The following is a 13,275-nucleotide window of genomic DNA, read 5'->3' as shown; positions in this document are numbered from 1 at the left end:
GCCTGTCGGGGGTGATCGTTAGCGTTCCGTCCATGACCACGGCCGTCCACACCCTGCGCTACCCGAGGCTCTCCGCGCTGCGCCCGCACCGGCTGGAACTCGCCACCCAGCACGGACCGTTCTTCGACGGCACGCTGCGCCACCCCGGGCCGGCCGCCGCCGCGCTGCTGGCCGTCGCCGACGTGGCCGCCGCCCGCTACCACCGTCCGCTCGCCGCCGGCTCGCTCGACCCCGTGGTCACCGCCGACGGCGACCGGCTGCGCTTCGAATCCTTCTCCGGCTGCGGCGGCGTGCACGCCCGCCTCGACCTGCTCCCCGACGGCCTCGACGGCGCCGCCACCGGCCACGGCACCACGAACATCGACATCGGCGCCCCGCTGCGCGAAGCCCTGCGGCTGCGCGCCCCGTCCGAGCGGCTCAGCCTCGCCGTCGGCGCGGACGAGGTCGAAGTCGGCATCGGCGCGGACACCTTGATCGAACGGAAGGTGCCGCTGCCGACGCGCTGGCTCAAGGGCTTCGCCGAGACCCAGGTCCGCACCGCCCGGTTCGACCTGCGCGCCGAACTGCCCGCCGCCGAAGCCGTCCGCTTCCTGCGCACCCTGCCCACCGGCGGCCGCAGCACCGTCCGCTGGGTGCTGCCCACCGGCCGCGGACTGCGCCCCACCTCCCGGCCCGGCCCCGGCGCCGTCTGCCTGCCCGGCCCCGAACGGCTCGCCGCCCTGCGTCCGCTGCTGCGGCACGTCGTCGCCCTGCGGATCTACGGCCCACCCGGCACGCCCACCGGCCCCACCGCCTCCGCCTGGGAACTCGCCCTGCCCGGCGGCCGGATCACCCTCACCCTGTCGCCCGACGCCTCCCGCGGCTTCTCCGGCGAAGGCGGCCTGCTCGACCTGCTGGCCGTGCCGACCGCCGCCGGCGACGCCGAGATGCTGGAGGCGCTGTTCGACGAAGAGCCCCGGATCGACCTCTCCGCAGACCTCGGCCTGCCCCCCGACCGGGTCCGGGCCGCCCTCGCCCACCTCGCCACCGCGGGCCGGATCGGCTACGACCTCGCCGACGCCGCCCACTTCCACCGCCAACTCCCGTACACCGCCGATCGGGTGGCGGACGCCAACCCCCGCCTGCGACGCGCCCGCGACCTGCTCGCCGCCGGGGCCGTCGGCCCGCGCACCGACGACATCCGCGTGGTCACCGTCGGCGACCACGCCCACCACGCCCACCACGTCCGCCTCGACGCCGACGGCCCCGCCGGCTGCACCTGCCGCTGGTGGGCCCGGCACCGGGGCGACCGGGGGCCGTGCAGCCATGTGTTGGCGGTGCGGATGGCGACGGAGGGGACGCGATGAGGCGGGGCGGAGTGCTGCGACCGGAGGTGCTGCGGGCCGCGCGGGGACGTCCGGGTGATGGGCCGCCGTCGCGGCGATCGGGGGCGTGAAGCGAGGTGGCGGCGGAGCGGACGACGATCGAGGAGGACCAGCGGTGAAGCAGCCCGAGACGGACCTGGTGGCGGCGATCCGCCGTGCCGACTTCGACGAAGTCGCCCGACTGGTGGGTGGGTTGACGCCGCAGCAGCGGCGGGCCGAGGTGCCCGGACTGAAGGCGCTGCGGCGTGAACTGCGCGACAGCATCCACTCCCGGGCCGGGGCCGGGACGGCCCTGCTGGTCGCCGGGGCGGTCTGCCACACCGCGCCGTCCGGTGCGGCCGAGTGGATCGGCTCCGGTGACTTCCAGGGCGTCGAGCGGTGGCACCGGCCGCCGCTGGGCGGCCTGCTGGACGGTCAGGACACCGGCTGGCAGCGGGAGGTGGCCCTGCGGCTGGCCCGCCGCCCCGGTGACCGCGAGAACTGGGGGCCGTCCACCGCCTACCGGATCGCCGAACACCTGCTGCGCGCGAGCGACACCCCGCCGCCGACCGACCCCGGGTTCGTCGTCGAGTGGATGACCGACCGCGGCGACCCGCGGCCCCGGCACGGGGAGCCGCGACTGCCGCCCGGCATCGACCTGTACGCGCGGCTCGTGCAGGACGGCTTCACCCCCGTCCTCGCCCCGCTGGTCTTCGACGCCGACACCGCCGGGCTGCTCTCCGGGCCGTGGGTCGCCAAGGAGGACGCCCAGCGCTGGCCCGGCGTCCTCGCCCGGCTCGCCGACGAACAGGTCGTCGACCGCGGCGAGTTGGTCGCCCGCGGCTTCGCCCGGCTGGTGCGCGGCGGCGGGGCCGGGGAGCTGCGCAGCTACCTCGCGGTGGTCCGCGCACTCGCCCCGTCGGATGACGAACTCGCCGCGAACCTGCGGGCGTTGACCGCCCTGCTGGACGCCGCCTCGCCGCTCGCCGGGTACGCGCAGGACTGCTTGATCGCCCTCGACCGGGCCGGGCGGCTCGACGACGCGACGGTGGCCGAATCCGCCGAGGTGCTGCTCGCCCGGCCGGAGAAGAAGCTCGTGCGGGCCCAACTGGCCTGGCTGGACCGGGTGGCGGCGCGAGCACCGGAACTCGCGCTGCGGGCCGTCGCGCAGGGCTACGGGCACCCGGACCGGCAACTCCAGGGCCAGGCGCTGAAAGTGACCGGCCGCCATGTCGCGGGCGTGCGCGGCCGGTTGCTGGTCGAGCTGCGGGCGGCCGCCCTCTCGCTGGACCCCGCGCACGCCGAGACAGCGGCTCAACTGCTCGGTATTCACGTCGAGTCGGAGGAGGCGGCGGCGGAACGGGACCGGCTGCCCGAGCCGCCCCGACCGGTGGCGATGCCCGCACCGCTCGGCAGCCCCGCGGAGGTCGCCGAGGAGCTCGCCGCCGCGCTGGCCGGCGACGGCGATAGCGTCGCCTTCGAACGCGTCCTGGACGGGCTGGTCCGGCACGCCTGGCAGGACCGGGAGGCGCTCGCCGCCGCACTCGCCCCCGTCCTCGTGGCCGACGAGTGGCGGACGCTCGGCGTACTCGCCGGAGCCGTCACCGGCGCACTGCCCAAGCAGCGGGCCTGGCGGTCCCTGACGACGCCCAAGGCCAGCCCGTTCCGGACCTGGGAACTGCGCGGCGGCGTGGGCGGGTTGATCGCCGCCCGACTGGAGGAGACCGCCTGGCGGCTGACCGGCGACCCCGTCCCCCTGCTGCTCTCCACCCCCACCCGCCGGAACGGCGCGCTCGACCCCGGCGAGCTGGTGGCGCGCCTTCGCCGGTACGAGGAACTCGGTCTCGAACCCGGCCCGGTCGACCTCGCCCAGGCCCTGCTGCGCACCGTCCCTGACGGCACCTCGGACGCCGGGGCGGGCGGCCTCGCCTCCCCGGCGGGCGCGCGGCTGGCCGCCTGGCTGCGGGCCGGCGGGCTGCCCCGGCAGGCCGCCACGCCGATCCCCGCCGGGACGGCGCGGCCCGGGGTGCGGATGACCGAGTACCGCCGCTTCTGCGAACAACCCGGCCTCGGCGACGGCGAGTTGTCGATGCTCGGGGTGCCCGGATCCGGCGCGCCCGGCGTGCGGCCCGAGGGCGGAGTGCCGGATCCGGTCCGGGCGCTGCTCGGCCCCACCGAGCGGTTCCACCGGTGCTCCGAGGTCGAGCACTCCATGCCGGACGCCCGCTGGCTCGCCGTCCTGCCGCACCACCGCGAGGAACTCGCCGTCCGCCTCATCGGCCAACTCGCCGACTCCGCCGGTTCGTCGCCGGTCCGCGGCTACCCCCAACTGCTCCCGCTGCTCGCGGAGGCGGGCGGCCCGGCCGGCTTCGCCGTCCACCAGGCCCTCGCCTACGGCCTCGGCGCGGCCTTCCCCGAGGACCGCACCGCCGCCGTCGACGCCGTGCTGCTGCTGGCCGCGCAGTCCGCGCTCGACGCGACGCTGCTCGGCCACGAGACCGGCGAACTGCTGCGCGTGGGCGCGGTCAAACCGAACCGCCTCGCCGCCACCTGCACCGAACTCGCCGACGCGGGCGCGCCGAGGCTCGCCTGGACGGTGCTGGCCGGCGTCCTGCCCGCACTGCTCGACGGCCGCCCGCCGGCGGGCGCGGCAGGGCTGCTGACGGCGGCGGTGGAGTGCGCGCGCCGGGCAGGGGCGAGATGGGGGATTCCGGCAGTGACGGCCGCCGCGACAAGTGGCGGGCGCAGCAAGCTGGCTGCGGAGGCGAGAGTCCTGGCCGGACTGCTGGAGCGGGCCTGACGGCGCGGGCCTGACGGCGCGGGCCGTCAGGCGGCCGGCGTCTCCCGGACCGAGACGTGCTGGGCGCTGTTCCCGGTGAGGGCGCGCGGGTCCGGCCGTCCCAGCGGTGGCGGAGCCACAGGTCGGCGGGTCGGGCCATGAGGTGCGGGCCCACCCGGTGGCGGGGCTCTCCGCGCCGCCCGGCCTGGCGCGCAGGCGCTTCACCATCGCCCGTCCGCCGCCCGCGAGTTCCGCGAGTTCCGCGAGGACGTCGACGGTCCGCCCGACGGTCTCCTGCTGCAACTCGGACGCCGAGGACCTGTCGTACTGCTCTGCTGCGCGTTCTCCGAAGTGCCCGTCTTCGTCGACCACGGCCCGACCGGATCGTCCGGCGCCCGAACCCGGCGTCCGAACCGGCGTCCGCGCCGCGTGAGTTCTGGAACGCTCGTTCTTGACCGATCGTTCTCGAATGTCTAGGGTCGTGGGCATGGGAAGACCACGCGCCTTTGACGAGGCCGAGGCGATCCGGAGGGCCGCGGTGCTGTTCGCCGAACGCGGCTACGACGGCACCTCGGTCGACGACCTGGTGCAGGGCCTCGGTGTGCACCGCGGCAGCCTGTACAAGGTGTTCGGCAGCAAGCGGGGGCTGTATCTCGCCGCGCTCCGGCACCACTTGGAGGACGAGGTGCTGCCCACCGTGGCGGCGCTGACCGTCACCAGCGGCCCGGCGGAGGCGCTCGCGCAGGCGGCGGGCGGGTTCGACGGCGGGGCCGCGGCCGGGCTGCTGCTGTCCGCCGCGGTTCACCAGGCTCCGACCGACCCGGACGTCGCGGCGCTGGTGGAGGAGGCCCTGCGGGCGTTGGAACGGGCGCTCGCGGCCGTGCTCGGCGAGCCGGCCGACAGCCCGCTGATCGGGGCGCTCGGGGCGAGCGTGCTCGGACTGCGGCTGCGGGACCGGGCGTTCGGGCCCGCGGCGTCCGCCCCGGCGGTCCATGCGCTGGCCGTCAGGCTGGCCGACTGACCGGCCGTCAACTCACTGTTTCGCACACACCGTACGAGGAGGGTTCACCGAGATGGCTCGACTGTCTGTCGACAACGGGACGCTGATCGTGGAGATCGAGGGTCTGGACAAGCTCTGGGCGATCAAGAGCCGAATAGAGATCCCGCTGGCCAACGTCCGTGGCGCGACCGCGGATCCGGGCGTCGCGTCGGAGCCGAAGGGCATCAAGGTCGGCGGCACCCAGTGGCCGGGTCTGATCACGGCGGGCCGCTTCCGCCGGCACGGCGAGCTGGTGTTCTGGGACGTGAAGAACCCGGCGAAGGCCGTGGTGATCGAGCTCGCGGACGAGCAGTACGCCCGGGTGATCGTCGAGGTGGAGGACCCGCGGGCCGCAGTGGCCCTGGTCGAGGGCGCACTGCGGCACTGAGCGGGCGTCAGGCCGGCCGGACGGGCCCGCCGTCCTGGCCGGAGTGGCCGGGGGAGTGCTCGGCCGCGGCGGCCTCCGGCTCGGCGGTCCGGGCGGCGCTCGCGGCCGGCTTGGCCGCGGCCAGCGGCGCGTCCGGACGCGGGGCGGCGGCGGTGAGGCCGGCCGGGGTGTCCGGGACGGGGGAGGGGGCCTCGGGGACGAGGACGTCGGCGCCGGCCGGGGTGGTGGCGACGGCGCGCCACCAGGGTGCGGCGGGCGGCGGGTCGGCTGGTTCGAAGGGCTTGCCGGGGCGCGGGACGGCCAGCGTGACGCCGGCGGCCTGCGCGGCGGCGACCGTCCGTTCGGCGGGCTCCTCCCACGGGTGGGGGGCGAGGTCGAAGGTGCCCCAGTGCATCGGGAGCATGACCTTGCCGCCGAGGTCGCGGTGCGCCTGCACGGCTTCCTCGGGCGTCAGGTGGACCTCCGGCCAGTGCTCGGAGTACGCGCCGACCTGCATCATGGTGGCGTCGAACGGCCCGAAGCGGTGGCCGATGTCGGCGAAGCCCGGGAACCAGCCGGTGTCGCCGCTGTGGAACAGGCGGTGGCGCTTGCTCTCCACCACCCAGGACGACCAGAGGAACTTGCCGCTGGGGCGCGGCCCGCGCGAGCAGTAGTGGCGGGCGGGGGTGGCCGTCAGCCGCAGGCCGTCCAGTTCGGCGGACTCCCACCAGTCGAGGTCGACGATCCGGTACGGCTCGACGCCCCAGTGCTCCAGGTGCGCGCCGACGCCCAGCGGGACCGCGAACACCGCGTCGCCCGCCGCCAGCGTGCGGATGGTGTCCATGTCCAGGTGGTCGTAGTGGTCGTGGGAGATCACCACCACGTCCACCGGCCCGAGTTCGGCCAGCGGCAGCGGCACCGGGTGCAGCCGCTTCGGGCCGATCCAGTCGAACGGCGAGACCCGCTCGCTCCACACCGGGTCGAACAGCACCCGCACGCCGTCCAGTTCGGCCAGCACCGTGGCGTGGCCGAGCCAGGTCAGGCGCAGCCCGGACTCGGGCGGGGCGGACAGCTCGGCCGGCAGCAGCCGGTGCACCGGCACCGCGGCGGCGGGGCTGCGGCGTCCGCCGTCCGCCGCCAGCCTGGTGCGCATCAGTGCCAGTGGGGTGTGCCCGTACGTCAGCGGGCGGGTGGGCACCGGGTTGCGGAAGGAGCCGTCCACGAAGTGCGGCGAACCGGAGACCCTGTGCAGGCGCTTGCCGCGCGGGTCGGCGCCGAACGCGTCGGTGCGCACCCGGTGCCAGCTCTCCCGCGGCAGGGTCCGGTAGGAGCGCTTCACGTCGCGCAGCAGGAGCCCGGCCTCGGCAGCCAGCTCACCGGCGCGGAACAGCCAGGAGACGGGACGGGACAAGGCACCTCCACGGTAGAACACCCGAACGGCGGCGTGCCGGGGCGGCGGAACGCGGTTGCGCCCCGCACGGGTCCACGGCAGGCCGGACGGCGCCGCCCGGGCAGCCGGAAACCCCGGCGCGGACGACGCATCTCGAACCTGGACATTACCTTTCCAAACGACCAAAACCCACCGAACGGGCCGTCGGCGCGCCGTTCGGCCCAACGAGAACGGACCGCCCCGGGTTGCGGGACGGTCCGTGCGGGAAGCGTGAAAAGGCGCAGATCAGGCCCGGTAGAAGCGGGTGATCGTCTCGGCGACGCAGTGCGGCTTGGCGCTCGCCTCGCTGGAGATGGTGAACCGGACCACCGCCTGCACCCCGCCCGGCACCTCGTCGGCCGACACCAGCACCGCCGTCGCCCGGACCGCCGAGCCCACCGGCAGCGGGGCAGGGAAGCGGACCTTGTCCGAGCCGTAGTTGAGGGCCATCGCGATGTTCTCCACCGCGTAGCACTCCTTCGCCAGCACCGGCAGCAGCGACAGCGTCAGGTAACCGTGCGCGATCGTCCCGCCGAACGGCGAGTCCTTGGCCCGCTCCGGGTCGACGTGGATCCACTGGTGGTCGCCGGTCGCCTGCGCGAACAGGTTCACCCGCTCCTGGTCGACGGTGTGCCACTCGCTGGTGCCCAGTTCGGCGCCGACGGCGGCGGTCAGATCGGCGAGCGAGGCGAAGGTCGTCACGGTGCGCTCCACAGGTGCGACGGGGCAGGGACGGCCCGTCCGGGCCGCCCCGCAGAGTATGCCTACTCGCCGGTCACCTGTCAGTGGGGGCCGGGGCCGGCCGTGCCGCGGGCGAGCGACCGGGTCGGCCCCGGCGGGATCACAGCGCGGGGTCGGGCATCAGCCGGCGGCCGGAGACCAGCTCCGGGGTGATCGCCACGTACTCCGGGCCCGGCTCCGGGATCCACGGGCGCAGGCCGTCCGACTCCAGCGCCGCGCGCTCCTCGGCGTCCCGCACCACCTCGGCGCGCCCGTGCACCAGCACGCTCCAGCCGCAGCGGCCCGCCGGGTCGAAATCGTCCACCTGGAACGCCGCCACCGTCCCGTCCAGCGCCCTGGCCACCCTGGTCCCGGTGCGCAGCGCCAGGATCAGCCGCCCGTCCTCGGCCAGTCGAAAAGCCACCGGCAGCACCGCCGGAAGCGCGTGCTCGGTGTACACCACGCGCCCCAACGGCACGGCGCCGAGCAGGCGCAGGCACTCGGCCTCGCTCAGGGTCTCCACCCGGTCGTCTCGGTCCATAAGGTCGATGGTGCCCCGCCCGCACCGCCCACGAACAGGGCCCATGGTCCCTGAGCTGGGGCTCATCGGGCCGAATTCGGCGCGCGCCGACACCGCTCGGCGATACCTTGGCATTCGGCCGCAGCACTCACTGGTGGCCGGAATGCGCAGGCGAGGGGGCGGTACAGGTGAGCGGTGGCATCGAACTGGTGGTGATCGGCGCGGACGGCGGCCCCGAACGCGGCCACGGCGGCTCCGCCCGCGCCGCCGACGGCGCCCGCACCCTCGCCGCCGCCCTGCCCGGCCGCACCTTCGACGCCGGCACCCGCGGCAGCAACGTCAGCATGCCGCCCGCCGACGCCGACGCCAACACGCTGCTCACCGCGCTGCGCCAGGCCTCCGCGCGGCCGGCCCGCTGGCTGGTGGTCTGCCTGCTCGGTCAGCTGATCGCCGACCCGCGCGGGCGCCGGGTCGCCCTGGTCACCGCCGGGTCCACGCCCGACAACGCCTACCGGCGCGGCCTCGCCTGGGACTGGATCACCAGCGCCATGGTGCACGGCGAGCAGGAGGAGACCCTGCTGATCGTCGACGCGGTCGCCGACCGCGACACCTGGGCGGCGCTGCTGCGCGAGGACGGCGCGGGCGAACTGCTCGGCCACTCCCGGGTGCCGCTGTGGGGCCGGATCGGCCGCTGGAGCGCCGGGCGGCGCGGACGCGACGGTGTGCTCCCCGGCGCGGAGGGCTCGTTCAGCTGGGCGCTCGGCCGGGTGCTGGAGCACGGCGTGCCCGGTGCGCCCGCGGCCGTCGGCCCGCTCGACCTCCAGCCCGCCGTCGAGGGCCAACTCGGCTGGGGCGAACCGGCGTCGGCCGGCGAGGCCAGACTGCTGGTGCCCCGTGACGGAGGGAGACTCCTGATGCGCAACCGCGCCGCCGTGCGCGGAGCGCTTGCCGGACTGCCGCTTTCCGATGAACTTTTGGCGGTTCTGTGGCGAGAAAGTGCCCCAACGGATCCGCCTTCCGCGTAAGGTCAGGAGGCCCCGGGTGTTGCCGTGCCGGGGCGGGTTGGCGAAGAATCGACCTCCGAGCGACCCGGAATCACCACAGGGGACGGCAGACGAGATCCGCGGTCCGGACCCGCCACAGGTTCGGCCGCGACAAGGTGGGGCTATGCGGCAGCGCGGAATTCTGGTGCGCCCTCGGGTAGTTGGGATCAGCGGGCTGCTTCTGCCATTCCTGCTGGCGGCCCTGACGGCGTGCGGAACCACCGAGAAAGGCTCCGCCGACCGCCTCGGCACCCCCGCCTCCGGCCTTCCCCGGGCCACCGCCGCCCCCACCGCGAGCAGCGACCCGAATCGCAGCCCCGTCCCCGACCAGGGCGACCAGGGGCTGGAGGCGCACGCCGCGGTGACGGCCTATCAGGCCTGGTGGGACGTCCGCACCGAGGCGTTCAAGCGATCGAATTCGGACGGAACGGCGCTCGGCCAGTACGCCACCGGAAACGCGCTCAGCGAGGCCCTGCTCTCGCTCACCCAACTGCACGATGCGAAACTCGTGATGACCGGAGCGCCGAAGACCTCACCCCTCGTCAAAACCCTCGACCTGCAGGCCAGTCCGCCCACCGCGACGATCGAGGACTGCCTCGACGTCAGCGGCTGGCACCAGGTGGACGCCGCCACCCAGCAGATCAAGGATCCGCAACAACGGCCGTCCCGCTACCCCGTGACCGCGGTCCTGAAGAGATACGGAAATCGCTGGCTGATCGCCGACTTCACCCGTGAGGTGACCAAGACATGCTGAACTCCGCCTGGCGCGCAGCGCTCTGTGCACTGACCGGAATCGGACTGACGGTCGCGTTCGTCCCCTCGGCGAGCGCCGACGTGACGCCGTGCGCCGACGACATCATCTGCACGGGCATCCACGAACCCGGCAGCGGCGGAACCCCCGGCGGCGGGTCGACCGGCGGCGGCGGAGACTCCGGCTCCGACACCTGCAGCTGGAACGGCCGGCCCGTGCCGTGCTGGCGCGACGACCTGGGCTGGTTCTCCAGCGGCTGCTACTACCGCCTGGCGAAGCCCCAGCCGCTGGAGACCGAGGACGTCTGGGACGGGAAGACCGGCAAGGACGGCGCGATCTACGACCGGGCCTGCCTCGGCAACGAGGCGCCCGGCTCGGTCTTCCTCGCCCAGCCGCCCGGCGGGATGAAGCCCCCGACACCCCGGCAGCTCGCCTTCGACGCCCTCGACCAGATCAAGGTCGCCCGGCCCGTGCTGCACGCCGCCCCGCAGACCGACGCCGTGGTCGGCTCCCCGGTGTGGTTCTGGTTCGACGCCACCCCGCAGAGCGCCGGCCCGATCAGCCACGCCGTCCCCGGACCCGGCTACACCGTGACCACCACCGTGACGCTCAAGCAGGTCGTCTGGTCCGTCGACGACGGCCCCGCCGGCGGCCGCTCCCAGGAGTTCACCTGCTCGGACCCCGGCACCCCGTTCGCCGTCGGGCAGACGCCCAGCTGCAGCCACATCTTCGCCAGGAGCTCGGCCGCCATGGCCGACCACGCCTACACCGTGCGGGTCGCCCTGCTGTGGCGGGTCACCGCGAAGACCTCCGCCAACACCGACATCGACATGGCGGACTTCACCTGGCGCAGCGAGTTCCCCGGACTGACGCTGCGGATCCCGGTCAACGAGGTCCAGGTGCTGAACTGACCGGCCCGGCGGCCGGACCATCGGCCGCCGCCCCAGCATGGACGTTCCATCACGAGTGAGAGGCCGCGAAGCGGTGGAGAATCGAAGCATGCCGACCCCGCCGCGCCGCCTCGGGGCGCGCCGGCGCAGGCCCGCCGTGCTGGCGATGGCGGCCGCGCTGATCGCCGCCGGCGGACTGGGCGGCGCGGTGCTGTACAACAGCAGCGGCCAGCGGATCGCCGTCCTGGCCCTGGCCCGCGACGTGCCGATGGGCCAGGTGATAAGCAACGACGACCTGGTGGTCGCACACATCGCCGGCGACCCCGCCCTGCACCCGCTGGACGCCCGCGACCTCGAACACACCGTCGGGCTGCGCGCCACCACCGACCTCAAGCGCGGCGCCCTGCTGGTCAAGTCCGACCTGACCAGCGACCCCGCCACCCAGCCCGGCCAGCAGATCGTCGGCCTCGCCGCCAAACGCTCCCAACTCCCCGCCACCCGGCTCCAGCCCGGCCTCCAGGTGCTGATCGTCTACACCCCCGACAGCACCAAGCCCGACGGCAACACCCGCACCCCCGACACCATGACCGCCACCGTCGCCGTCGTCGGCCGCGCCGACACCGACGGCACCACCGTCATCGACGTCGCCATCGGCCCCGGCGACGGCCCGCGGCTGGCCTCCTGGGTGGCCGGCGGCAAGTTCCAGGTGATCCTCGCACCCCGAAACGCCGGGGGCTCCTGATGACCGTGGTGGCCGTGCTCGGCGGGCCGGGGGCGCCCGGGGCCACCAGCAGCGCCCTCGCCCTGCTGCTGTCCTGGCCGCTGCGCCCGGGCCGCCGGGTGCTGCTCGTCGAGTGCGACCCCGACGGTGGCGCGATCCTGGCCGGCGCCCTGGAGGGCCGCGTCGACGCCGTGTACGGACTGCGCAACCTGGCCGTCGCCGACCGGCGCGGACTGCTCGCCCAGGCCCTGTGGGAACAGCTGCTGGACGTCTCCCCGCAGGGAAACGGCGAGCGCCTGCTGCTGCCCGGACTCACCGACCCCGCCCAGGCCCCCGGCCTCGCCTACACCTGGGAACCCCTGGTGGAGGCGCTGCGCGCGCTCGACCCCGAGGGCTACGACGTGATCCTCGACCTCGGCCGCTCCGGCGCGAACGGCCCGATGGCGGTCCTCGCCCGGCGCTCCGACGTGGTCGCCGCGACCGTCCGCACCACGCTGCGCGGACTGTCCGCGGTCCGGCCCCGGCTGGCCGCGCTGCGCGAGGACCTCGACACCAACGGCACCGGCGCGGACAGCCTCGGGCTGCTGCTGGTCGCCGAAGGCCCCTACCCCGACCACGAGGTGTCCCGGCAGTTCCAGCTGCCCGTCCTCGGCACCCTCACGCACGCGCCGCGCACCGCGCGCGTGCTGTCCGACGGCGGCGACACCACCGACCGCCGGTTCATCCGCTCCGAGCTGATGCGCACCGCCCGGACCGCCGCCGACCGGATCCAGCACCACGCCGAGGGTCGCCGCCGACGCCTCGGCCCGCAGACCCAGCAGCCGACGCAGCCGCAGCAGATCCAGCAGGCGCCGCGGACCCAGCCCGCCCAGCTCCCGCCGCAGCCGCCCCAGCAGGCTCAGCCGCAGCTCCAACAGCCGTACCAGGCACCGGCCCCGCGGCCGTCGATGCCCCAGCAGGCCGTACCCTCGCAGCAGATGACGCACCAACAGATGACGCACCCGCAGGCGCCGCAGCCCGGGGCACCGTTCGCGCAGCCGCCGTTCGGGCAGCCGCCGTTCGCGGCCGGACCGGTGGGCGGCCGCCCGGAGCGGCCGTACCCGCCGCAGCCGCAGCACCAGCAGCCGTACCCGCCCCAGGCGTACCCGCAGCAGCACCAGCAGCCCGGCCGGCCGCAGCCGTACCCGCCGCACCAGCAGCCCGTCCAGCCCTCGCCCGTCCCGCCGCCGCTCGTCCAACCGCCGCGTCCGCAGCCGGGCGGGCAGTTCACCGGCGAGTGGCCGATCCGGGTGGAGAGCCAGCCGCAGATCTCGTACGCCGCGCCGTACATCGCACCGCCGGTGGTGCCGCAGCCGCCCGCGCCCGCGCCGTTCCCCGGACAGGACGACGGGCCCGAGGACGGCCCGGGGGAGGTGCACCGTGCGCGCTAACCCGTACCAGGGGCCGCCGCCGTACCCGGGCGGCCCGCAGCAGCCTGTCAACGGTCAGGTGGTGTACGGCGGTTCGCCGGACGCCGCCGGGCTGCCGTGGGCCAAGCCGGCCGTCCCCGCGCCGATGCCCGCCGCGCCCGTGCCGCCGGCCGGGCCGGTGGCAGCCGTGCCCTCCGCCGTGCCCGCGCTCGCCGCGGCCGGCGCGGTGCCGGCCGTGGACCCGCAGGTCGCCCGGGAGCTGAA

Annotated in this window: 12 protein-coding genes and 1 pseudogene; 10 read left to right on the top strand and 3 right to left on the bottom strand. The window is 75.4% G+C overall.

Features of this window, described 5'->3' with window-relative positions; translation table 11 throughout:
• Nucleotides 1–32 precede the first annotated feature (32 nt).
• The 4 genes from IEZ12_RS13145 (at nt 33) to IEZ12_RS13130 (ending at nt 5,549) form a co-directional block, all read left to right on the top strand.
• Complete coding sequence (locus IEZ12_RS13145; protein ID WP_189272199.1) at nt 33–1,346, top strand: SWIM zinc finger family protein; 1,314 nt, start codon at nt 33–35, stop codon at nt 1,344–1,346.
• A gap of 133 nt (nt 1,347–1,479) precedes the next feature.
• Nucleotides 1,480–4,143, top strand: a complete 2,664-nt coding sequence (locus tag IEZ12_RS13140) for a DUF7824 domain-containing protein (RefSeq protein ID WP_229847492.1) — start codon at nt 1,480–1,482, stop codon at nt 4,141–4,143.
• A gap of 466 nt (nt 4,144–4,609) precedes the next feature.
• The gene (locus tag IEZ12_RS13135; RefSeq protein WP_189272198.1) at nt 4,610–5,143 is read left to right on the top strand and encodes a TetR/AcrR family transcriptional regulator; all 534 of its coding nucleotides are present in this window, start codon (nt 4,610–4,612) and stop codon (nt 5,141–5,143) included.
• A gap of 52 nt (nt 5,144–5,195) precedes the next feature.
• A complete protein-coding gene (locus tag IEZ12_RS13130; RefSeq protein WP_189272197.1) occupies nt 5,196–5,549 on the top strand; it encodes a hypothetical protein in 354 nt (117 codons plus the stop codon).
• Nucleotides 5,550–5,556: 7 nt separating this feature from the next.
• Here the strand turns inward: IEZ12_RS13130 and IEZ12_RS13125 are convergent, their stop codons facing one another.
• From IEZ12_RS13125 to IEZ12_RS13115, 3 genes are all read right to left on the bottom strand, one after another.
• Nucleotides 5,557–6,879 carry an MBL fold metallo-hydrolase gene (locus tag IEZ12_RS13125; RefSeq protein ID WP_373295470.1) on the bottom strand — a complete coding sequence of 441 codons (1,323 nt, stop codon included), beginning with the start codon at nt 6,877–6,879 and terminating at the stop codon, nt 5,557–5,559.
• A gap of 324 nt (nt 6,880–7,203) precedes the next feature.
• Nucleotides 7,204–7,659 carry a MaoC family dehydratase gene (locus IEZ12_RS13120; RefSeq protein ID WP_189272195.1) on the bottom strand — a complete coding sequence of 152 codons (456 nt, stop codon included), beginning with the start codon at nt 7,657–7,659 and terminating at the stop codon, nt 7,204–7,206.
• Between the two features lie 139 nt (nt 7,660–7,798).
• A complete protein-coding gene (locus tag IEZ12_RS13115) occupies nt 7,799–8,218 on the bottom strand; it encodes a pyridoxamine 5'-phosphate oxidase family protein (protein ID WP_100584841.1) in 420 nt (139 codons plus the stop codon).
• 167 nt (nt 8,219–8,385) lie between these two features.
• Between IEZ12_RS13115 and IEZ12_RS13110 the strand changes: the two genes are divergently transcribed.
• From IEZ12_RS13110 to IEZ12_RS13085, 6 genes and pseudogenes are all read left to right on the top strand, one after another.
• Nucleotides 8,386–9,222 carry a hypothetical protein gene (locus IEZ12_RS13110; RefSeq protein ID WP_043911262.1) on the top strand — a complete coding sequence of 279 codons (837 nt, stop codon included), beginning with the start codon at nt 8,386–8,388 and terminating at the stop codon, nt 9,220–9,222.
• Nucleotides 9,223–9,364: 142 nt separating this feature from the next.
• Nucleotides 9,365–9,994, top strand: a complete 630-nt coding sequence (locus IEZ12_RS13105; protein ID WP_189272194.1) for a hypothetical protein — start codon at nt 9,365–9,367, stop codon at nt 9,992–9,994.
• Entirely contained in the window at nt 9,988–10,902 is a 915-nt protein-coding gene (locus tag IEZ12_RS13100) for a hypothetical protein (protein WP_189272193.1), read from the top strand. The genes IEZ12_RS13105 and IEZ12_RS13100 overlap by 7 nt, the downstream gene beginning before the upstream one ends.
• A gap of 88 nt (nt 10,903–10,990) precedes the next feature.
• Nucleotides 10,991–11,623: an SAF domain-containing protein gene (locus tag IEZ12_RS13095; protein WP_100584838.1), complete on the top strand. Its 633-nt coding sequence runs from the start codon at nt 10,991–10,993 to the stop codon at nt 11,621–11,623.
• Complete coding sequence (locus IEZ12_RS13090) at nt 11,623–13,032, top strand: CpaE-like family protein (protein ID WP_189272192.1); 1,410 nt, start codon at nt 11,623–11,625, stop codon at nt 13,030–13,032. The genes IEZ12_RS13095 and IEZ12_RS13090 overlap by 1 nt, the downstream gene beginning before the upstream one ends.
• Nucleotides 13,022–13,275: pseudogene (locus IEZ12_RS13085) on the top strand (hypothetical protein); the annotation flags it as partial. The gene IEZ12_RS13090 and the pseudogene IEZ12_RS13085, both read left to right, overlap by 11 nt.

Origin of the sequence: Kitasatospora griseola (assembly GCF_014648555.1) — a bacterium.
Lineage (GTDB): Bacteria > Actinomycetota > Actinomycetes > Streptomycetales > Streptomycetaceae > Kitasatospora > Kitasatospora griseola.
This window is presented reverse-complemented; position numbering and strand designations above follow the sequence as displayed.

What these genes read in the sequence shown, in the direction of transcription:
- IEZ12_RS13135 (WP_189272198.1), top strand. Translation starts at nt 4,610, where the DNA reads ATGGGAAGACCACGCGCCTTTGACGAGGCCGAGGCGATCCGGAGGGCC.
- IEZ12_RS13145 (WP_189272199.1), top strand. Translation starts at nt 33, where the DNA reads ATGACCACGGCCGTCCACACCCTGCGCTACCCGAGGCTCTCCGCGCTG.
- IEZ12_RS13115 (WP_100584841.1), bottom strand. Translation starts at nt 8,218, where the DNA reads ATGGACCGAGACGACCGGGTGGAGACCCTGAGCGAGGCCGAGTGCCTG.
- IEZ12_RS13100 (WP_189272193.1), top strand. Translation starts at nt 9,988, where the DNA reads ATGCTGAACTCCGCCTGGCGCGCAGCGCTCTGTGCACTGACCGGAATC.
- IEZ12_RS13090 (WP_189272192.1), top strand. Translation starts at nt 11,623, where the DNA reads ATGACCGTGGTGGCCGTGCTCGGCGGGCCGGGGGCGCCCGGGGCCACC.
- IEZ12_RS13105 (WP_189272194.1), top strand. Translation starts at nt 9,365, where the DNA reads ATGCGGCAGCGCGGAATTCTGGTGCGCCCTCGGGTAGTTGGGATCAGC.
- IEZ12_RS13130 (WP_189272197.1), top strand. Translation starts at nt 5,196, where the DNA reads ATGGCTCGACTGTCTGTCGACAACGGGACGCTGATCGTGGAGATCGAG.
- IEZ12_RS13095 (WP_100584838.1), top strand. Translation starts at nt 10,991, where the DNA reads ATGCCGACCCCGCCGCGCCGCCTCGGGGCGCGCCGGCGCAGGCCCGCC.